This is a genomic window from Brevibacterium permense, from assembly GCF_025506275.1.
Taxonomy (GTDB): Bacteria; Actinomycetota; Actinomycetes; order Actinomycetales; family Brevibacteriaceae; genus Brevibacterium; species Brevibacterium permense_A.
In genome coordinates this window covers 26,513-45,934 of record NZ_QYCP01000074.1, presented here as the reverse complement: position 1 = coordinate 45,934, position 19,422 = coordinate 26,513, and the positions used below count along the sequence as shown (strand labels likewise).

At 65.0% G+C, this 19,422-nt stretch carries 18 protein-coding genes; 10 read left to right on the top strand and 8 right to left on the bottom strand.

Annotation, left to right across the window (positions count from 1 at the left end; all coding sequences use genetic code 11):
- Positions 1 to 1,122, bottom strand: coding sequence for a septation protein SepH (gene sepH, locus D3I60_RS03950; protein ID WP_262774841.1), 1,122 nt, complete (start codon positions 1,120 to 1,122; stop codon positions 1 to 3).
- 328 nt (positions 1,123 to 1,450) lie between these two features.
- Here sepH and D3I60_RS03945 point away from each other — a divergent pair, with 328 nt between their 5' ends.
- The gene (locus tag D3I60_RS03945; RefSeq protein WP_262774840.1) at positions 1,451 to 2,563 is read left to right on the top strand and encodes a ferrochelatase; all 1,113 of its coding nucleotides are present in this window, start codon (positions 1,451 to 1,453) and stop codon (positions 2,561 to 2,563) included.
- 70 nt (positions 2,564 to 2,633) lie between these two features.
- On the opposite strand, the gene D3I60_RS03940 is transcribed toward D3I60_RS03945, so the two are convergent.
- A complete protein-coding gene (locus tag D3I60_RS03940; RefSeq protein WP_173152927.1) occupies positions 2,634 to 2,861 on the bottom strand; it encodes a hypothetical protein in 228 nt (75 codons plus the stop codon).
- Between the two features lie 287 nt (positions 2,862 to 3,148).
- Between D3I60_RS03940 and D3I60_RS03935 the strand changes: the two genes are divergently transcribed.
- Complete coding sequence (locus D3I60_RS03935) at positions 3,149 to 3,448, top strand: DUF4193 domain-containing protein (protein WP_135541258.1); 300 nt, start codon at positions 3,149 to 3,151, stop codon at positions 3,446 to 3,448.
- A 73-nt stretch (positions 3,449 to 3,521) separates the two neighbouring features.
- Here the strand turns inward: D3I60_RS03935 and D3I60_RS03930 are convergent, their stop codons facing one another.
- Positions 3,522 to 3,971, bottom strand: a complete 450-nt coding sequence (locus tag D3I60_RS03930) for a DUF3093 domain-containing protein (protein ID WP_262774839.1) — start codon at positions 3,969 to 3,971, stop codon at positions 3,522 to 3,524.
- Positions 3,972 to 4,035: 64 nt separating this feature from the next.
- On the opposite strand from D3I60_RS03930, the gene dut reads away from it, so the two are divergent.
- From dut to D3I60_RS03915, 3 genes are read left to right on the top strand one after another with little or no spacing between them, the layout of a single operon-like run.
- Positions 4,036 to 4,509, top strand: a complete 474-nt coding sequence (gene dut, locus D3I60_RS03925) for a dUTP diphosphatase (RefSeq protein ID WP_262774838.1) — start codon at positions 4,036 to 4,038, stop codon at positions 4,507 to 4,509.
- Between the two features lie 6 nt (positions 4,510 to 4,515).
- The gene (locus tag D3I60_RS03920) at positions 4,516 to 5,361 is read left to right on the top strand and encodes a DUF3710 domain-containing protein (RefSeq protein ID WP_262774837.1); all 846 of its coding nucleotides are present in this window, start codon (positions 4,516 to 4,518) and stop codon (positions 5,359 to 5,361) included.
- 6 nt (positions 5,362 to 5,367) lie between these two features.
- Complete coding sequence (locus D3I60_RS03915) at positions 5,368 to 5,745, top strand: OB-fold nucleic acid binding domain-containing protein (RefSeq protein ID WP_139469793.1); 378 nt, start codon at positions 5,368 to 5,370, stop codon at positions 5,743 to 5,745.
- A 65-nt stretch (positions 5,746 to 5,810) separates the two neighbouring features.
- Here the strand turns inward: D3I60_RS03915 and D3I60_RS03910 are convergent, their stop codons facing one another.
- Both D3I60_RS03910 and D3I60_RS03905 read right to left on the bottom strand, forming a co-directional pair.
- Entirely contained in the window at positions 5,811 to 6,497 is a 687-nt protein-coding gene (locus tag D3I60_RS03910) for a potassium channel family protein (protein ID WP_262774836.1), read from the bottom strand.
- Positions 6,494 to 7,168 (bottom strand): potassium channel family protein, encoded by a 675-nt coding sequence (locus D3I60_RS03905; RefSeq protein WP_101546977.1) that lies wholly within the window; start codon positions 7,166 to 7,168, stop codon positions 6,494 to 6,496. The genes D3I60_RS03910 and D3I60_RS03905 overlap by 4 nt, the downstream gene beginning before the upstream one ends.
- Positions 7,169 to 7,304: 136 nt before the next feature.
- On the opposite strand from D3I60_RS03905, the gene D3I60_RS03900 reads away from it, so the two are divergent.
- Together D3I60_RS03900 and D3I60_RS03895 are read left to right on the top strand one after the other, a co-directional pair.
- Complete coding sequence (locus D3I60_RS03900) at positions 7,305 to 9,215, top strand: APC family permease (RefSeq protein ID WP_262774852.1); 1,911 nt, start codon at positions 7,305 to 7,307, stop codon at positions 9,213 to 9,215.
- A gap of 7 nt (positions 9,216 to 9,222) precedes the next feature.
- The gene (locus D3I60_RS03895) at positions 9,223 to 10,608 is read left to right on the top strand and encodes a class I SAM-dependent RNA methyltransferase (protein ID WP_262774835.1); all 1,386 of its coding nucleotides are present in this window, start codon (positions 9,223 to 9,225) and stop codon (positions 10,606 to 10,608) included.
- Here D3I60_RS03895 and D3I60_RS03890 read toward each other — a convergent pair.
- Positions 10,598 to 10,792 carry a hypothetical protein gene (locus tag D3I60_RS03890; RefSeq protein WP_101546980.1) on the bottom strand — a complete coding sequence of 65 codons (195 nt, stop codon included), beginning with the start codon at positions 10,790 to 10,792 and terminating at the stop codon, positions 10,598 to 10,600. The genes D3I60_RS03895 and D3I60_RS03890 overlap by 11 nt on opposite strands.
- A 310-nt stretch (positions 10,793 to 11,102) precedes the next feature.
- Here D3I60_RS03890 and acnA point away from each other — a divergent pair, with 310 nt between their 5' ends.
- Together acnA and dxs are read left to right on the top strand one after the other, a co-directional pair.
- Positions 11,103 to 13,787: an aconitate hydratase AcnA gene (gene acnA / locus D3I60_RS03885; protein ID WP_262774834.1), complete on the top strand. Its 2,685-nt coding sequence runs from the start codon at positions 11,103 to 11,105 to the stop codon at positions 13,785 to 13,787.
- 633 nt (positions 13,788 to 14,420) lie between these two features.
- On the top strand, positions 14,421 to 16,361 hold the full coding sequence (dxs, locus tag D3I60_RS03880; RefSeq protein ID WP_262774833.1) for a 1-deoxy-D-xylulose-5-phosphate synthase: 1,941 nt from the start codon (positions 14,421 to 14,423) through the stop codon (positions 16,359 to 16,361).
- 60 nt (positions 16,362 to 16,421) lie between these two features.
- On the opposite strand, the gene D3I60_RS03875 is transcribed toward dxs, so the two are convergent.
- Positions 16,422 to 17,573, bottom strand: coding sequence for an HRDC domain-containing protein (locus D3I60_RS03875; protein WP_262774832.1), 1,152 nt, complete (start codon positions 17,571 to 17,573; stop codon positions 16,422 to 16,424).
- 17 nt (positions 17,574 to 17,590) lie between these two features.
- Entirely contained in the window at positions 17,591 to 18,205 is a 615-nt protein-coding gene (locus tag D3I60_RS03870; protein WP_173152837.1) for a DUF3000 domain-containing protein, read from the bottom strand.
- A 168-nt stretch (positions 18,206 to 18,373) separates the two neighbouring features.
- Between D3I60_RS03870 and hemE the strand changes: the two genes are divergently transcribed.
- A complete protein-coding gene (gene hemE, locus D3I60_RS03865) occupies positions 18,374 to 19,420 on the top strand; it encodes a uroporphyrinogen decarboxylase (RefSeq protein WP_262774831.1) in 1,047 nt (348 codons plus the stop codon).
- Positions 19,421 to 19,422: the final 2 nt, after the last annotated feature.

The following is a 19,422-nucleotide window of genomic DNA, read 5'->3' as shown; positions in this document are numbered from 1 at the left end:
TCAGTCCCGCTTCGACCCGAACATGATCTCGTCCCAGCTCGGGATCGAGGCACGCGAGGTCTTCTTCGACTTCGGCTTCGGATCCTTCGCCGAGGCGGAGTCCTTGAACTGGTCGTCGTGATCGCTCACTCCGGGCTCATTGAGCAGGGAGAGCTGATTCTCATCGTCGAAGACGCCGACCTTCTCGGTCGGCTCCTGCGGTTCCTCAGCCGAGGCAGCCGCATCTTCGAAGGCGAAGACTTCGTCATCGGTGGCGGCTTCGGGCTGGCCCGGAGCGGTGTGCGCTCCCTGCGGGTGAGTCTCGGGGTCCTCGGTTACCGCGCGCAGACGGGTCCGCGGCTCCTCCTCGGCGTGGCGGCGCTTGCGCAGGTTCTCCAGAATCCGACCGGTCTCGGCCTGATGATCGCGGGCTTGCTGCGACGGCGCCGAACCCGCGGTGGGGCGCACCGGTCCGTCTGCGGCGATCGACGCGGACGACTGATCGGTCGCCGGGAGGACATCGACCTCCTCGGTGTTCCTCTGTCGTTCGGCACCGCTGCCGTAGTTCGGGATCGGTCCGGTGTCGGTGGGACCGGAATCGGCGAGCCACTTAGCCTCGTCGTCGATCGGTGTCAGCGAACGGCGGTAGTAATGCCAGCTGGCGGTGCGGACACGATCAGCGGCGGTGAAGCTGAGCTGGATGTACCAGTTGCCGTCCTGCTGCTTCCAGGAATCCCACTCCATCGTCTCGATATCGACGTCGCGCATCGCCAGGCGTTCCTGACACAGCTCGATGAGCGGAGTCGGCTCGCCGTTGGGATCATGATCGGAATAGATGGGATGACGGCTGGCGAGGTAGGCGGTGCGTTCGCGTTCGGCCATCGCCGGACCTTCGTAGGTGCGCACGTATTCGATGTCGGCACCGGTGGCGGCCACGACCTCCTCGGCGTCCATGCCGCCGCGGATCATGGCCTGGATCTCTTTCGGGCGCACGGGAGTCTCGGACTTGGGGTGGGAGCGGTCCCTGCGGACCGCGGCGAAGAGAGCCTCATCGAGGACGACTCGGTACTGAAGCCCGTTCTCGTCGTTCAACAGCAGATGTGTGCCGTCTGCGTTGACTCCGTTCAAGATCAGTTCACGCATTGCCTTAAGCTCCTTTGTCGCGTCTCAGAAGCATCGTGTCACGTTCGGCGCGTCGTGCCGGGCAGATTTCCGCGCGAGTCGCGAAATCACGGGGCGGATCGGGAGCCGGCGGGGTGATTCTGTGAGCCTGGCCACGCGCGTGCGAGAAATATGCGATAGGGGAACCCGTGCGTCGGCTCGGACAGCGTGGCCTCCACGCCGCCGGCGTCGCCACGACACCGGCGAGGGCGGGCGTCGGACCCTCAGGTCGGCGTCTGCACCGTGAGTGGGCGCGGCTCACTTTGCGGACAGCGGGCCGAGCGGCTCTACAGTCTGTAAAATCGGGAAGGTGAATACGACTGCACCCATCGACGCCCTGATCCTCATGTCATTCGGAGGGCCGGAGGCCCCAGAAGAAGTGGTTCCATTCCTGCGCAACGTCACCGCCGGCCGCGGGATTCCCGAGGAACGGCTCGAGGAGGTGGGGGAACACTATTTCGGTTTCGGAGGCAAGTCTCCGATCAACGATCAGAACAAGGCACTGCTGGCCGCGTTGCGCGACGAACTCGATCGCCGCGGAATCGAGACCCCGCTGATCTGGGGCAATCGCAACTGGGATCCCTATCTCACCGATGAGGTGCGCAAGTTGGCACAAGACGGTGCCACGCAGTTCCTCTCGATCGACACCTCCGCGTATTCCTCCTACTCGTCGTGCCGACAGTACCGCGAGGACTTCGCGAAGACGATCGACACTCTCAAGGACGAGGGTCTCACCGTCTCGATCGACAAGATCCGCCAGTTCTACAACCATCCCGGCTACGCCGACGCCTGCGCCGACTGCCTCAACAACGGCCTCGCCGGTTTCCGGTCGAAGGTCGGGCAGATCGATTCGGCCAAGCACCGGATCCTCTTCGTCACCCACTCGATCCCGAACGTTATGCAGGACGCTTCAGAAGTGACCACCAACGGCTATCGGGCCCAGCACGAAGAACTCATCGACCACCTCATGGGGCGCATCGATGAGGCCGATCGTGTTCCGTCCGAACTCGTCTACTGCTCGCGTTCCGGCTCACCTGAGGTGCCATGGCTCGAACCCGATGTCAACGACCGGATGGCCGAACTCGCCGAGGACGGGGTGACCGGTGTCGTGCTCGTGCCCATCGGTTTCATCTCCGACCATATGGAGGTCGCTTTCGACCTCGACACCGAAGCGAAGGAGACTGCTGAAGAACTCGGTCTCGACTTCACCCGGGTCGACACCGTCGGCACCCATGACGCCTTCGTCAGAGGACTCGTCGACCTCGTCGAGGAGCGCGTGGCTCAGCTGCGCGGGGGAGACGTCGACGTTCCGGCTCTGCCCGGGACGAAGGCTCTGGTGCCCGGCAGCGGAGCCTGCAGCATCGACTGCTGCCGCGGCCGCATCGAACGTGCTACCTACCCGAACTGGGCCATGGCGAACTGAGTTCTGAAGACGAATGAGCCCTCCCTCACCGAATCGGTGAGGGAGGGCTCTTCTCTCTGCGTGTGTTCTTTCAGTGGTCCTCGGGGCTCGGGATGACCGGCAGGGCACCCGTCTCGGCCTGGATCACCTCGGCGATGGGACCGGTGTCGACATCGTTGCGTCCGGCCAATTCCATCAGGTTCTGCAGGTCGTCGATGAGATTTTCGACGAGGAAGTCGTCACCGGCAGAACGGGCCTCGTGAATGCGATGACGGACATCATCGATTCGTGTGTCGAGCTGATCAGCGAATTCACTCATTGTGGATCCGTCCTTCCTCGGGCCGCCTCCACAGGGGACGAACCCGGTATTCGACCGACAGAGCGTGCTGTCGGTGCTGTCTATCACAAGCATTCTTGCAGAGCATTTCGTGAACTCTATGTGTGCTCTGTCCATGCGGGCAAGCTGGTGACGAGAATCACCGCATCAGGTGCTCATTCCATCTTGCCAACGGCAAGCATACAGTGCACAATGCTGGGGACACATCTCGGAAGAGGAGGATATGCTCCTCTTCGGCACCCCCTCCGGACAGAGAGCGATGAGGCCATATGGCAACAGACTACGACGCACCTCGCAAGCAAGACGATGAGATCAAAAGCGATTCGATCGAGCAGCTCAAGGCCCAGCGTTCCCAGGCTCAGGCGAGCAAGATCGACGAAGACGAGACTGCAGTAGCCGAAGGCTTCGAACTTCCCGGTGCGGACCTGTCGAACGAAGAGCTCTCCGTTCGGGTCCTGCCGAAGCAGAACGACGAGTTCACCTGCATGGAGTGCTTCTTGGTCCGCCATCGTTCGCAGCTTGCGACCGAAGAAGGCGGTGTCCCCATCTGCACAGACTGTGCAGGCTGAATCGCTTCTCTTCGCGAACACCCGAAAACGGACCGCACCCTCGAAAGGGTCGCGGTCCGTTCTTCTCCCCTTACTACCTGACGGCGGCCAGTTTGTGGGGGTGACGGCTCGAGACGAGCCAGTAGGGGGTCGGATCCGTCTCATCGTCGAGATCGATGCGGACGACGGACTTCGCCCACGGGCGGATCTTGAGGAAGGCGCGGGCGTCGAGATCGACTCCGCGGGCCTGCCGGGCCTCCTCGCCGTCGAAGGCGACCGCACCCGGAACGAATGTGCGGTCGATATGAGCCTCGCCGACGAACAGCTGTCGTTCGGTGACGATGATCGTCAGCGTCAGCGAATTCAGCCACCAGGCGAAGAGGACGAAGCTGACGACGGGAAGGATGATGGTGCCGAGCTGCCAGACGGGCATGACCATGAGCGCCGTCGACAGAGCAGCCACCACGACGAGGATCCACATGCCGACCGAGGGGCGGACCTTCTCCTGATAGACCACATGGGTTCCGGATTGAGTTGTTGCCATGCGGCCATTGTCCCATAGCGAGAAGTTTGGCCACGCTCAGGCTGGAGCGTTAGAGTGCATCTTTGTGACGGAAACCGTGAAGATCAACCTCCAGCTCCTCGACGCGGGCATGAGCGCGCCCGGCTACGCGCATGCGAGCGACGCCGGTGCAGACCTGCATTCGGCGATCGACTTCGTGCTCGAACCGTTCGAGCGCCGTGTCGTTCCGACCGGAATCGCGATCGCCCTGCCGGAAGGCTATGCGGCATTCGTGCATCCGCGTTCGGGCCTGTCGAGCAAGCACGGAGTCACGGTCGTCAATGCGCCGGGCACCATCGACGCCGGCTACCGCGGCGAGATCAAGGTGCCGCTGATCAACCTCGACGCGAAGACTCCGCTGCGCTTCGTGCGCGGCGACCGCATCGCCCAACTTGTGATCCAGAAGATCGCTCACGCCGACTTCGACATCGTCGAATCCCTTGAAGACAGCGCCCGCGGCGCCGGGGGATTCGGATCCACCGGCGGAATCGTCGCCGGCTTCAGCGAAAAGGAGAAGTGAGGACTCATGGGACTGTTCTCCCGGTTCAAGAAATCCACACCGACCGATGACGACGTCCGCGCCGACGACGAACTCACTGACGACGATGAGCTCGACGCTCAGGACACCGACGCCGAGGCGGCCGATCGTGCAGATGACGACGCCGATGACGACGAGGCTGAGTCCGCAGAGGCAGCCGAGTCCGATGACGAAATCGACGAGGAAGAAGCGCTGCTGGAGAAGTCCGCACCCTTCGACCGGTCCGAGAAGGGCCCCTTCGACATCTCCGAGGAGTACCCGGAGCATGACCGCCTCGACCTCGGCGCGCTCAAGGTGCCCGTCGTCGACGGCATGCAGGTGCGCCTGGACACAGACGACGATTCTCAGCGCGTGCTGGCCGTCACCCTCATCCACGACGGTGGAGGCATCCAGCTGCAGGCGTTCGCGACACCACGCTCCGAAGGCCTGTGGAACACGGTGCGCGGTCAACTCGCCGAATCCGTGACCAAACAGGGTGGGGAATCGACCGAGCTGCACACCTCTCTCGGCAAGGAGCTGGCCATCGAGGTTCCGGCGAAGACGGAATCCGGTCGCCCCGGCAAACGCGCCATGCGCTTCGCCGGCATCGACGGACCACGCTGGTTCGTCCGCGCAGTGTTCTCCGGCAAGGCCGTGACCGATGACGAGGTGCGTGCCGAACTCTCCGCACTCTTCCGCGGAGTCGTCGTCGATCGCGGTGAGGAAGCGATGGCTCCCCGCGAGCTCATCGCACTGACCGCACCGCAGGTCGACCAGGACGAGGCGGAGGAGAAGAAGGACGAGGACGAGCTCAACCCCTTCGAACGCGGCCCCGAGATCACAGAAGTCCGCTGAGCGCTGATGCGGAACCTCATCCCTCGCCTCGTGCGCGACTTCGGATCTCGTGAGGCCGAGGCCCGGGCCGATCTGCGACTGGTCAGCCAGATCCCCGGGGTCATTCCGGTCGAAGAGCTGGAGGCGCGAAAGACCTCACGCATCGCCGGAGTCGTTTCAGCGACCACTCAGTCGTGCAGTGCCGACAGCCCCAGGCTCGACATCACCGTCGCCGACGGCACCGGCGAAGCCCGCGCCCAATTCCTCGGACGCCGGGAGATCAGCGGCATCCGTCCCGGATCTCTCATCGTCTTAGAAGGACGGTTCTGCGGCAAGGACGGAGTGCTCACCGCACACAATCCCGTCTACGAACTCCTGCAGACCCGCGACGACTCCGACGACTGACCGTCCCTAGGGGCCGGGCAGCCGTCGGCCGCAGAACTGACGCTTTCGGCCGCAGACGACCGGGCTCAGCCCTCTGCGTTCTCGTCGGTCTTCGCAGTCTCCTGCAGCAGAGTGAGCAGCGCCGGCTCCTGATCGGGGGAGGAGAGGAAGAACAGTTCGTCTCCGGCCTCGATGACATCATCGGCGCTGGGAGCGAACGCCCGCGAATTGCGGATGATCGCCACCAGCACGGTATCGAGCGGGAATGTGATCCCACCGACGCGCTCGGCCACGAGCTCGGCGTTCTCGTGCACGGTGAACTCGAGCAGTCCCGCCTGCCCGCGTTCGAAGCTCATGAGGTGGACCAGGCCGCCGACTTCCACGGCCTCCTCGACGAGCGCGGTCATCAGGCGCGGAGTGGAGACGGCGACATCGACCCCCCAGTTGTCGTCGAAGAGCCATTCGTTCTTCGGATTGTTCACGCGCGAGACCGTCCGCGGCACCCCGAACTCGGTCTTCGCCAACAGGGATAGCACCAGATTGGTCTTGTCATCTCCCGTCGCGGCCACGACGACATCGGCTTCCTCCAGCCCTCCCTCGGCGAGACCGGCGAGTTCGCACGCATCGGAGAGCAGCCATTCGGCACCCGGAATGCGCTCATGGCCCAGCGCCTCCTTGCTCTGGTCGATGAGCAGGACTGAATGGTCCTTGTCCAGCAGCTCCCTGGCTACCGAACGTCCGACGGAGCCGGCTCCTGCGATGATGACCCTCATTCTTCTTCCTCTACGGTTCGCACGGGCTGATCGAGGATCCGTTCGATCTCGCCGAGGCGGTCGACCGGAGCCATGAGATGGACGAGGTCGCCGTCCTGGAGGAGCAGATCATCGTGGGCGACGATGCCCTCAGACAGGCGGGTGACATAGGCGACCCGAGCCTTGGTCCGTGTTTCGATCTCCTTGATCGGACGGGCTACCCAGCCAGGATCCAGATGCACCTCCGCCAGGACGAGGTTGCCGGAGGGCTCACGGTATTCGGTGATCGACCCCTGCGGGACGAGCTTGCGCATCACCTGCTCGGCCGTCCACCGCACAGTGGGCACGGTGGGGATGCCGAGACGTTCGAAGACCTGCGCGCGGTCGGGATCGTAGATGCGGGCGGCGACATTGCTCACCCCGAAGGTCTCACGAGCGACACGCGCGGCGAGGATATTCGAATTGTCACCGCTGGAGACGGCGGCGAAGGCGAAGGCCTCGGCGGTCTTCGCCTGGGACAGGGTCTCGCGGTCGAAACCGACGCCGGTGATCGTCGAACCGCTGAAATCCCGACCGAGCTTGAGGAATGCGTCGGGGTCCCGGTCGACGACTGCGACGGAGTGCCCATTCGCATCAAGGGCTTTGGCCAGGGAGGCCCCGACTCGACCGCAGCCCATAATCACGAAGTGCATGGGTAATCCTTCCCGCAGTGATCTACCATTGGTTGCCGTGGCCAGCAGTTTTTCTGATGCCGTCAAAAGACTACTCGTTGGACGGCCCTTCCGCAGTGAGGACAGGCGTGCGCCTGCGCTGAAGAAGCGCATCGCGATGCCCGTCTTCGCCTCCGACATGCTCTCATCGGTGGCCTACGCCCCCGATGAGATCCTGCTGGCACTGTCGCTGACCTCACTTGTGGCCCTGACCGTCGCCCCCTGGATCGGTGTGGCCGTCGGCATCGTCATCCTCGTGATCGTCGCCTGTTACCGCATCAACGTCAAGGCGTACCCTGCCGGCGGCGGTGACTACGAGGTGGCCTCGAAGAACCTCGGCTCCGGTGCCGGGCTCGTCGTCGCCGCGGCCCTCCTCGTCGACTATGTGCTCACCCTGGCCGTGTCGATGACGGTCTTCGCCGCCTACATCACCACGGCGTTCCCGATGCTCGCGCCCTACCGTGTGCCCGTAGCCATTGTCGGTATCCTGCTCATCTGCTTCGCCGGTCTGCGCGGTTCCCGGGCCACTCCGATGCTGCTGGCCGTGCCGACCTACCTGTTCCTCGGTGCCGTGTTCCTCACGATGTCGGTCGGTCTCATCCGCGTCGGGCTCGGTGACACCCCGCATGCCCAGACCGCCGACTACACGGTCGTGCACAGCAACATCGGCGATCAGGCGACGCTCGGCCTGGCCACCGTCCTCATCGTCCTGCGCGCGTTCTCGTCCGGAGCGGTCGCGCTGGCCGGTGTGCAGACCGTGGCCACAGCGGTTCCGGCGTTCAAGAAGCCGCGCGGCAAGAACGCCGGCAACACCCTGCTTCTGTCGGGACTGCTCGCCGCCCTCATGCTCACGGGGCTGACCTATCTGGCGTCGGTCACTGGAATCAAATACGTCGACGACCCGCATCTCTATCTCGTCCGCGGCGACGGCAGCCCGGTCAGTGCCGAATACGAACAGGAACCCGTCCTCGCGCAGCTGGCGCACGCGATCTTCGACAACGCGCCGGCGATGTTCTTCATCGTCGTCCTCATCACCGCGCTCGTGCTCATCGCCGCTGCGAACACTGCGGTCGAGGGTTTCCCGGGACTGGCCTCTCGGTTAGCCCGCGACGAATTCCTGCCAAGGCAGCTGGCGACGAAGGGCGATCGACTCACCTTCTCCAACGGCATCCTGCTGCTGGCCGCAGCGGCGATCGTCCTCGTCGTCGCCACGTCCGCCTCGGCGACGGTGCTCATCCAGCTCTACCTCGTCGGGGTCTTCGCCAGCTTCGTCCTCGGCCAAGCGGGAATGGTCCTGCACTGGCGCAAACGGCTGCGCCTGGTCATCGATTCGAAGACCCGGATACGGATGCACTTCAACCAGGTCGTCAACGCCGTCGGCTGCGTGCTCGCCGCCGGCGTCCTCATCGTCGTCATCGTCTCGAAGTTCCTCGCCGGCGCCTGGCTGGCGGTCGTCGCCATGGCCGGTCTCTACCTCGTCATGGGCGCCATCCACCGCCATTATTCGCGTGTGGCCCGCGAGCTCGCCCCCGACGCGGACGTGAACTCACGGACGATCCCGTCGAACACCCACGCCATCGTCGTCGTCAGCGAAATCGACAAACCGACGATGCGGGCCCTCTCCTACGCCCGGGTGACCCGGTCGAGCCAGCTCGAAGCCGTCACTGTGGCCGTGGACGAAGAGGCCGCGGCCGGTCTGCAGAAACGATGGAACGAGATGGAGCTGCCGGTGCCGCTGACCGTGCTCGGCTCGCCGTACCGCGAACTCGTCCGCCCGATGCTCGCCCATATCCTCGCCATCCGCCGCAGGTCGCCCAGGGACCTCGTCATCGTCTACATTCCGCAGTTCGTCGTCGGTCGCTGGTGGGAGCACATCCTGCATAACCAGGTGGCTCTCAAACTGCGCACCCGATTGCTGTTGGTGCCCAATGTCGTCGTGGTGTCCGTGCCCTGGCGACTGAAATCCTTCTCTCGACAGTACGGCGGAGACGGACCCGATTCCGACACCTCGCTGTACAGACAGGCCTAGAACACGCATGAACGACACTTCGGTTCCCGCCCAGGACCTCACCCTCGACATCGAGGCACCGGCGGCCGGCGGCACCTCCATCGCCCGACACGACGGTCAGGTCGTCTTCGTCTCCGGGGCCCTGCCCGGTGAGAAGGTCCGAGTCCGCACCGAGGCGGGGCCGCCTGCCCGGTTCCTCCGCGCCGCTGTCACCGAGGTGATCGAGGCCTCGGCTCACCGCGTCCCCGATCGTCGTCTCGACTATGTTCCCGGCGATTCTGTCGACGGTTCCGGTGCGGGGTTCGCTGCAGGCCCCGGTGCTGGGGCCGTGCCGCCTTCGGCCGGGTTCGGCGGAATGGAATTCGCCCACGTCGACCTCGCCCACTCCCGTCGGCTCAAGGCCGAGGTGCTGAATGACCAGCTTCAGCGCATCGGACATATCGACCGCGCCGCTGAGGTGCTGCCCGCGCCGGGCGAGACGGACGGCACGGACTGGCGCACCCGCGTGCAGCTGGCCGTCGACGATGAGGGCCGCGCCGGAATGCTCGCCCCCAGATCACACGAGGTCATCCCCGTGACCACGCCCCCTCTGGCCGCCGGGCCCTTGCACGATCTCGACATGACGACACTGCGTGTGCCGGGAGTCCGCCGACTCGAATTGGCGTGGGCCGGCGACCATGGTGCGCTCATCGTCCGTGGTCGGCCCACTGTGCAGGTCCTGGACGAGATCGAGTCCTGGCTGCCGACGTCGTTCTCCCTCCTCGCCGAGGCGGCCGGATCGGAGAAGAGTCATGGTCGTGGTCGCGGGGGTCGTCCCCGTGGTCGCGGTCGTTCCCATGCGCCCGCTCCGTTCCTGCGCGTGATCCGCGGAGACCGCACCCTGACCGAAACGGTCGACGGTCGTGACTTCACCGTCGGCGCCGACGGATTCTGGCAGGTCCACCGGGATGCGGCTGCACTGCTCAGCTCGGAGGTCGTTACAGCGCTGCCTGCCGATGTCGAGGCGATCACCGACCTCTACTGCGGGGTCGGGCTCCTCGGCATCATTGCCGCCCGGGATGCCGGAGCGCCTCTGTTCGGGGTCGAAGGGGTGGAGGCAGCCATTGCTCATGCTCGAGACAATGCCGCCGATCTCGAGTCCCGATTCCTCGCTCTCAGCGTGGATCGGGCCCGATTGCCCGATTCGGACGTCATCATCCTCGACCCGCCACGGGCGGGCGCCGGGAGGAAGGCCGCCTCGGCGATCATCGAATCAGCGGCAAGGACCGTGGTCTACGTGTCCTGTGACCCGGCCACGCTGGCCCGGGACCTCGCGGCGCTCACCGGCGGGGGATTCTCGATCTCGAGCCTCACCGGATTCGACCTCTTCCCGCTGACCTCGCACTTGGAGACGGTGACAGTCCTCAGGCGGTGACCGACCGGCGGGGGAGGAGGACGAGCGCGATGAGGGCGATGAACGTCGTGAGGAAGCCCCACAGTCCCCACCAGCCGCCCGACCGGCCCTTCTCCTTTGCGAATGAGCTGCAGACCACGGCGAAGATGATGCCGACGAGCAGTGCGCCGAAGCCGAATCCGGCGCCTAGGGTGAACGGGTCCATAGGATCTCCTCGGGGATGGCAGGCGAGTGCGCTGCTTCTTTGAGTGTGCTGTCCACGCTAGGCCGCGCGACCCGGCCGCGGCCCTGGTGATGACCGCACGAGGGCCTGCGGAAAACCCGATCGCAGGGTTTCGCGCCTCTGTGTGCCATGGTGGTCAAAGCCCCTCAAATGCGATAGAATTTATCTTGACGTCAAGATACTTTTGGAAACATATGTGTCGCGTAAATCGGTGCGTGATGCAAGGGTCCGACCGCCGAGTCGAACGGACCCGGTTTCTTGGATGAGTGTCGGATGAAACAGGAGAATCACGATGAGCAACGTCGATACGTTCAAATCGAAGAGCACCCTGACCGTGGGCGATAAGGATTATGAGATCTATCGCCTGGACCAGGTCAAAGGGTCCGAGAAGCTTCCCTTCAGCCTCAAGGTGCTGTTGGAGAACCTGCTGCGCACGGAAGACGGCGCAAACATCACTTCGGAACATATTGAAGCCCTCGGCAGCTGGGACCCCAATGCCGAACCCGATACAGAGATCCAGTTCACCCCCGCCCGCGTGGTGATGCAGGACTTCACCGGTGTGCCCTGCATCGTCGACCTCGCCACCATGCGCGAGAAGGTCGTCGAGCTCGGCGGCAACCCGGATCAGGTCAACCCGCTGGCTCCGGCCGAGCTGGTCATCGACCACTCGGTGCAGATCGACCGCTTCGGCACCGCCGACGCCGTCGAACTCAACATGGACATCGAATACCAGCGCAACGGTGAGCGCTACCAGTTCCTGCGCTGGGGCCAGACCGCATTCGAAGACTTCAAGGTCGTGCCTCCGGGCATGGGCATCGTCCACCAGGTCAACATCGAGCACCTGGCTCGCGTGGTCATGCCGCGCGAGGTCAACGGAGTCCTCCGTGCCTACCCGGACACCCTCGTCGGAACCGACTCGCACACCACGATGGTCAACGGCCTCGGTGTGCTCGGTTGGGGCGTCGGCGGTATCGAGGCTGAGGCCGCCATGCTCGGCCAGCCCGTGTCGATGCTCATCCCGCGCGTCGTCGGCTTCAAGCTCACCGGTGAGATCCCCTCCGGCGTCACGGCCACGGATGTCGTTCTCACGATCACCGATATGCTCCGCCAGCACGGAGCCGTCGGCAAGTTCGTCGAGTTCTACGGCAAGGGCGTCGCCGAGGTGCCGCTGGCCAACCGCGCCACCATCGGCAACATGAGCCCCGAGTTCGGTTCGACCGCAGCGATCTTCCCGATCGACGAAGTCACCATCGACTACCTCAAGCTCACCGGCCGGTCGGAAGAGCAGATCCAGCTCGTCGAGGACTACGCCAAGACGCAGGGACTCTGGCACGATCCGGAGAACGAAGTCGAGTACTCCGAGTACCTCGAACTCGACCTGTCCACCGTGGTGCCTTCGATCTCCGGACCGAAGCGCCCGCAGGACCGCATCGAGCTCTCCGATGCCAAGAGCCAGTTCGCCAAGGACATCCACAACTACGCCGCTCCCGGCGAGGAGTCGAAGTCCGTGGACGTCAGCACCGCTGACGGACGCAGCTTCGAGCTGGCCAACGGTGCCGTGGCGATCGCTTCGATCACGTCCTGCACCAACACCTCGAACCCCTCGGTGATGATGGCCGCCGGCCTGCTGGCACGCAATGCCCGCAAGCGCGGACTCAACTCGAAGCCGTGGGTCAAGACCTCGATCGCACCGGGCTCGAAGGTCGTCACCGAGTACTACAACAAGGCCGGCCTCATCGAGGACCTCGAAGCGCTGAACTTCTACATCGTCGGCTACGGCTGCACCACCTGCATCGGCAACTCCGGTCCGCTGGACTCGGAGATCTCGAACAGCATCCAGGACAACGACCTCTCGGTCACCGCAGTCCTGTCGGGCAACCGCAACTTCGAGGGCCGCATCAGCCCCGACGTGAAGATGAACTACCTCGCTTCGCCTCCGCTGGTCATCGCCTACGCACTGGCCGGCACCATGGACTTCGACTTCGAGAACCAGCCTCTGGGCAAGGACGCGCAAGGCGTCGACGTCTACCTGGCCGACCTGTGGCCCTCGCCTGAAGAGGTTGAGTCGGTCATCGCCTCGTCGATCTCGACCGATATGTTCGATAAGGAATACGGTCGCATCTTCGACGGTGACGAGCGCTGGCAGCAGCTCGACACCCCCGAAGGCAAGGTCTTCGAGTGGGACGATGAATCGACCTACGTGCGCAAGCCCACCTTCTTCGACGGCATGGGTCTCAAGCCCGAAGCCGTCAAGGACATCAAGGGTGCCCGCGTGCTCGCGAAGCTCGGCGACTCGGTGACCACCGACCACATCTCGCCCGCAGGTTCCTTCAAGGCCGACACCCCGGCCGGAAAGTACCTCGTCGAGCACGGCGTCGAGCGCAAGGACTTCAACTCCTACGGCTCGCGTCGCGGCAACCACGAAGTCATGATCCGCGGAACCTTCGCGAACATCCGTCTGCAGAACCAGCTCCTCGACGGAGTCCAGGGTGGCTTCACCCGCGACTTCTCGCAGGAGGGCGGACCGCAGACCACGATCTACGACGCCTCCGTGAACTACCAGGCCGCCGGCACCCCGCTGGTCGTCCTCGGTGGCAAGGAGTACGGCTCGGGATCCTCGCGTGACTGGGCTGCCAAGGGCACGAAGCTGCTCGGCGTCGAGGCCGTCATCACCGAAAGCTTCGAGCGCATCCACCGCTCGAACCTCATCGGCATGGGCGTTCTGCCACTGCAGTTCCCCGCCGGCGAATCCGCTGATTCGCTCGGACTCGACGGCACCGAGACCTTCTCCATCGAAGGCGTCACGGAGCTCAACGAGGGCAAGACCCCGGCGACCGTCAAGGTCACCGCCGAGAAGGAAGACGGCACGAAGGTCGAATTCGACGCCGTCGTCCGCATCGACACCCCGGGTGAAGCCGACTACTACCGCAACGGCGGCATCCTGCAGTACGTTCTGCGTCAGCTCGCAGAAGCCTGATCGCAGGAGACGCTGAGGTGCTGTGAGTCTCGGACTCTCGGCGGTCGGTTCGCGCTGAGGCGCTGATCCGGAGCAGATCGAAGGCCGGTGGGATGTTTCCCACCGGCCTTCGTCGTGCCCGGACGCGTGCGACGGTGCCGTTGATCGAGCATCCCTCACCGTTCGCGTCACGTCCTCGACGCAGTTCGGCATCCGTCACCGCTAGTGACAAAACTCACCGCTGCCAAGGAATCCGTCACCGTTAGTGACAAATCGCCTCGTTTCAGCGGTGCGCTGTGCGGCGAAGGGTGAGGGATGGTCACTTTCGAGCGGGGTTGAGAGTGAGCCTGAGCGCGTCCGCGGGAATCCGTGCGCTGGTGGTCGGCCGCCTCGGCGTGGGTGGGTGTGGGCGCGAATGCGACCATGACTCATCGGCAGTCGCTCAACGCCGTGCTACGACGGGGTGGTGTGCCACGAACGGTGAGTGGTGCGTTCGCAATGGTGTGAATAGCCGGCGCCGAGGCGGTGTGACGGGAAGGCTGAGGGGTACTGCAGAGCGGCGGTGTGCCGCGAAGGGTGAGGGACGCATCTGTGAGAGATAGGATGGGGCGGATGGAATCTGTCCGCCAACGATGTCGTCAGAACTGAGGCCGCATGACCTTTCTCGAATCCCTCGGCTCGCCCGCCGATCTGCGTCGACTCGACGCCTCAGAATGCGAAGTGCTGGCCAAAGAGATCCGCGACTACCTCATCACGACCGTGTCCGGCACCGGCGGACACCTGGGACCCAACCTCGGCGTCGTCGAACTGACGATGGGCATCCACCGCACCTTCGACTCTCCGCGAGACACGATCATCTTCGACGTCGGCCACCAGACATATGTGCACAAGCTGCTCACCGGTCGGCGGGAGGAGTTCTCCACCCTCCGGCAGCGCGACGGCCTCTCCGGCTACCCGAGCCGGCGTGAGAGCGAGCACGACGTCGTCGAGAACTCCCACGCCTCGGCCTCCCTGTCCTGGGCCGACGGCATCGCCAAGGCCCGCCAGCTCACCGGTGAGCGAGACCGCCACGTCGTCGCCGTCATCGGCGACGGAGCCCTGACCGGGGGAATGGCCTGGGAAGCGCTCAACACCATCGCCGCCGACACCTCCACCCCGCCGAGGCGGTTGGTCATCGTCGTCAACGACAACGGTCGCTCCTACGCCCCGACCGTCGGCGGATTCGCCGCCCACCTTGACGAACTGCGCACCACCTCGAGCTACGAGAGGCTGCTCACCTGGGGCAAGGAGACACTCCGCCAATCCGGCCGACCCGGCCGCGCCGCCTACAGCGCCATCCACGGCGTCAAACGCGGACTCAAAGACATGGTCAGCTCACCCGAGACCGGAATGTTCGACGAACTCGGCATCAAATACTTGGGCCCCGTCGACGGACACGACCTGCCCTCGGTCGACAAGGCCCTCCAACTGGCCAAACAGTTCGACGGCGGCCCCATCATCGTCCACATGATCACGCAGAAGGGGCACGGATTCGACCCGGCCGTCAACGACGACGCCGACCAGTTCCACTCCGTCGGCGTCATCGACCCCGTCACCGGGAGATCGACACCGTCGAAATCGACGTCATGGACCTCCGTGTTCGGCACCGAGATCTGCGCACTCGCCGAGGAACGCGAGGACATCGTCGCCATCACCGCCGCCATGCTCCTGCCCGTGGGGCTGGCGAAATTCGCCGAGGAGTTCCCCGACCGCGTCTTCGACGTCGGCATCGCCGAACAGCATGCGGTCGCCTCGGCCGCGGGCCTTTCCTACGGCGGGTTGCACCCCGCCGTGTGCATCTACTCCACGTTCCTCTCCCGCGCCTTCGACCAGGTGCTCATGGACGTCGCCCTCCACCGCCAGGGCGTGACCTTCGTCCTCGACCGCGCTGGAATCACCGGCCCCGACGGAGCCAGTCACCACGGAATCTGGGACATCGCGATGCTGCGCGTCGTCCCCGGACTGCGCCTGGCCGCACCGCGTGACGCCGCACGGCTGACCGAAGAGCTGCGCGAAGCCGTCACCGTCTCGGACGCCCCGACCGTGGTGAGATTTCCCCGCGGCAGCGTCGGGACCGACATCCCCGCGCTGAGGCGGCTCGACGACGGCGTCGACATCCTCCGTGAGGGGCCGACCGGGTCGAGGTCCGATGTGCTCATCGTCTCCGTCGGACCCTTCGCCACGTTGGCCGGTGACGTCGCCGACCGCCTCGCAGAGCAGGGACTGAGAGCGACGATCATCGACCCCAGATGGGTGCTGCCAGTGCCCTCATCCGTCATCGACCTCGCGGCCGACCACAGTCTGGTGGCCGTCATCGAAGACGGAGTGAAGATCGGCGGTGTGGGTTCACAGATCCGCTCCGACCTGCGCGAAGCCGATTCGCGGATCGGGGTGCTCGAACTCGGCGTGCCCGACGAGTTCCTGCCGCAGGGGACACGTGAAGAGATCCTCGCCGAGGTGGGCCTCGACGTCGACACGATTGTGTCCGAAATCCTCAGGGCCCTGCCCGCCGAGGTGGCCGATCGAGCCGATCAGAGTTCCCGCCGCGCGGTGTGAGATCTGGCCCCCAGGGGCAACGCGGGCCCGACGCTCGAACCGCGGGACTTGAGCGTGAGTTCAGGCCTGGGGGAGTCCGGCCAGGGTCTTCTTCAGCACGGGGGCACTGAGCTCGATCTGCCAGGGTCGGGCTCCCGCCTCGGCGAGGTAGCCCTCGACGTCGACGTTCGGCTCCGCGGCCAGGGACTTCACGATTGCCGGCTGGAGGAGCACATCGTGGGGGATCGTCAGCTCTTCGGAGAGCTCCGACATTGCGGCCTTGAGCGCCGCCACCCGCTCTTTGAGCTCCGCCGGGTTGAATTCGCTGCGTTTCGAGCGTCCGCGCTCGGACCGTCCCGGCAGCTCTTCGGCCGCCAAACGGGAGGCCTTGCGGTAGGCACGGAAGAGTCGGGCCGCCTCGGCACGGGAGAGCCTGCGCCACTGAGCCAGGATATCGTCGCTGGACTTCACACCGGATTGGGCGAGCGCGACTAGCTCACGATCGCGCAGGATCTTCGTGGGAGCCAGATCGGCCTCACGGGCCATGGAGTCACGGGCCTGCCAGAGCTCACGGACTCGGGCGATGTCGCGGCGGGACCTGATCTTCGACAGTCCATGCGTGCGTCGCCACGGCTCATCGAAATGCTTCGGCGTGAAATCGAGCAGATGCGTGAACTCCTGCTGCGCAAACTCCCACCGGTCAGAGTCGAGAAGCTGCTGGTGGAGGATGTCGCGGATCGGCAGGAGCACTTCGACGTCGAGGGCGGCATAGTTCAGCCACTCCTTCGGCAGCGGACGCGTCGACCAATCGGCGGCCGAATGCTCTTTCGCCAGCCGCACCCCCAGGGTGCGTTCGGCGACCGCGGCCAGCCCGAACTTCTCCCATCCGAGCAGCCTGGCGGCCAGCTCGGTGTCGAACAGAGCCGCCGGGCGCATTCCTCGCTCCTGCAGGCACGGCAGATCCTGTGTCACCGAATGGATGACCCACTCGTCGGAGCCGAGAGCCGGGTTGAGGTCGCTGAGGTCACCGAGCGTCTCGGAATCGAGGAGGAAGGTGCCCGCGCCTTCGCGTCGCAGTTGGACGAGGAAGGCACGCTGTCCGTATCTGATGCCGGAAGCGCGTTCGGCGTCGACTGCGATCGGACCGTTGGCGGCGGCTAGATCGGCAATCGAGGAGGAGAGGTCCTCTCTGGTGTCGACGACGTCGGGGATGCCGTTCGCGGGTGTTTCCAAAAGCGGTAGTTCAGTTGTCATCGACGGCGCCCGGGCAGGGCTGTGACTCCTTCAGGAAGTGGTGGCAGTCCGGCGACTGTGCTGAGCAGATCGATCCAGGCCTCGAAGTGATTGCCGATCAGATCCGGTTCGTCAATCACGGGTGTCCACGAGGCGCGCAGCTCCAAGTCTATCGTGGCCGGGCGGTCGGCCAAGGTGCCGAAGCTCTCGGACAGCACGCGTGTGGTCGTCCCGCCGGCGGCGAGCACTTGGCAGTCGTTGGCATCGAGGGCATCTTCGAGCCAACTCCATGCCACATGCCCGAGCATCGTCTCATTGCCGAGTTCGTGTTCGAGTTCGGCGCGGATATAGGAGACGACCCGGAACGAGCCTTCCCACTCCTCGGGGGCGGCGGGGTCGAAGAGGACGACGATGCGGCCGGTGGCGAGTTCGTCGATGGCCTCGCCGCTGGCTCGCAGAAAGGTCTCATCGGCGCTGACCTCGGCCCCGAGCGCATAGGAGTAGGGGGCCAGACGGGCCGGGGCGGGAATCTCGGAAATCGACACGTTGTTCGTGCTGCGCGCCTGACGCAGCACCGACGTCACGGCGGAGAACTCTGCCGGAATGCGATTGAGAGGTGAGGTGTTGACCACAGTTGCCACGATAGATCAGCCGTGCGGACAGAGGAATCATCCACGCCGAGGCGGCCCCGGACAATCCGTCGGACCGTGTCCTCGGCCGAATGCTGAGACGGCAAGACGGCCCGTCTTGAAACCGCCGTCGAGTGGGCATGAGCGATCGAAGAATGGGAAGATGGCCCCATGACATCACCCCTGTTGGCTGCCCTGCGTTCGGAGCCGGTTTCGCACACTCCCGTCTGGTTCATGCGGCAGGCCGGCCGCTCCCTGCCTGAGTACCGCAAGCTGCGCGAAGGCACTCAGATGCTCGATGCCTGCCGCGACCCCGAGATGGTCTCCGAGATCACCCTCCAGCCGGTCCGTCGTCACGGCGTCGACGCAGCCATCTTCTTCTCCGATATCGTCGTCCCGCTCCAGGCCGCCGGGGTCGATGTGGAGATCGTTCCCGGCGTCGGCCCGGTCATCGCCTCCCCGGTGCGCTCCCGCGCCGATATCGACGCCCTGCCCGATCTCGACGCCGCCGATATCCCGGACATCACGGAATCGATCCAGCGGGTGACCGCCGAACTCGGCGATGCCACCCCGCTCATCGGGTTCGCCGGTGCCCCGTTCACCCTGGCCAGCTACCTCATCGAAGGCGGTCCGAGCAAGAACCACGAGAAGACGAAGTCACTCATGGTCTCCGACCCCGAGGCGTTCTCGGCCCTGCTGAGCAAGCTTGCGAAGATGTCGGCGACATTCATCGACGTGCAGCTGAACGCCGGCGCCAAGGCCTTCCAGCTCTTCGACTCCTGGGCAGGCTACCTCGCTCGGGAGGACTACGAGAACCACGTCCTCGAACACTCCACTGCAGTCTTCGACGCACTGTCCGGACACGATGTGCCCAGCATCCACTTCGGGGTGCAGACCGGTGAGCTGCTCGGCTCCATTGCACTGGCCGGATCGACGACCGTCGGCGTCGACTTCCGCGTCGACTTGGCCGATGCCGCCACTCGCGTCAAGCCCGGTCAGGCACTTCAGGGCAACTTGGACCCGGCCCTGCTCTTCGCCCCGTGGGAGGCGCTGTCCGCCCGCGTCGAGGCGATCGTGCGCAAGGGGCTCGAACTCGACCGCGGCTTCGTCTTCAACCTCGGCCACGGCGTCCTGCCCGACACCGACCCCGAGGTGCCCGGACGCGTCGTCGAACTCGTCCACCGCGTCTCGGCCGAGATCCTCGGCAGCCGCGGCTGATC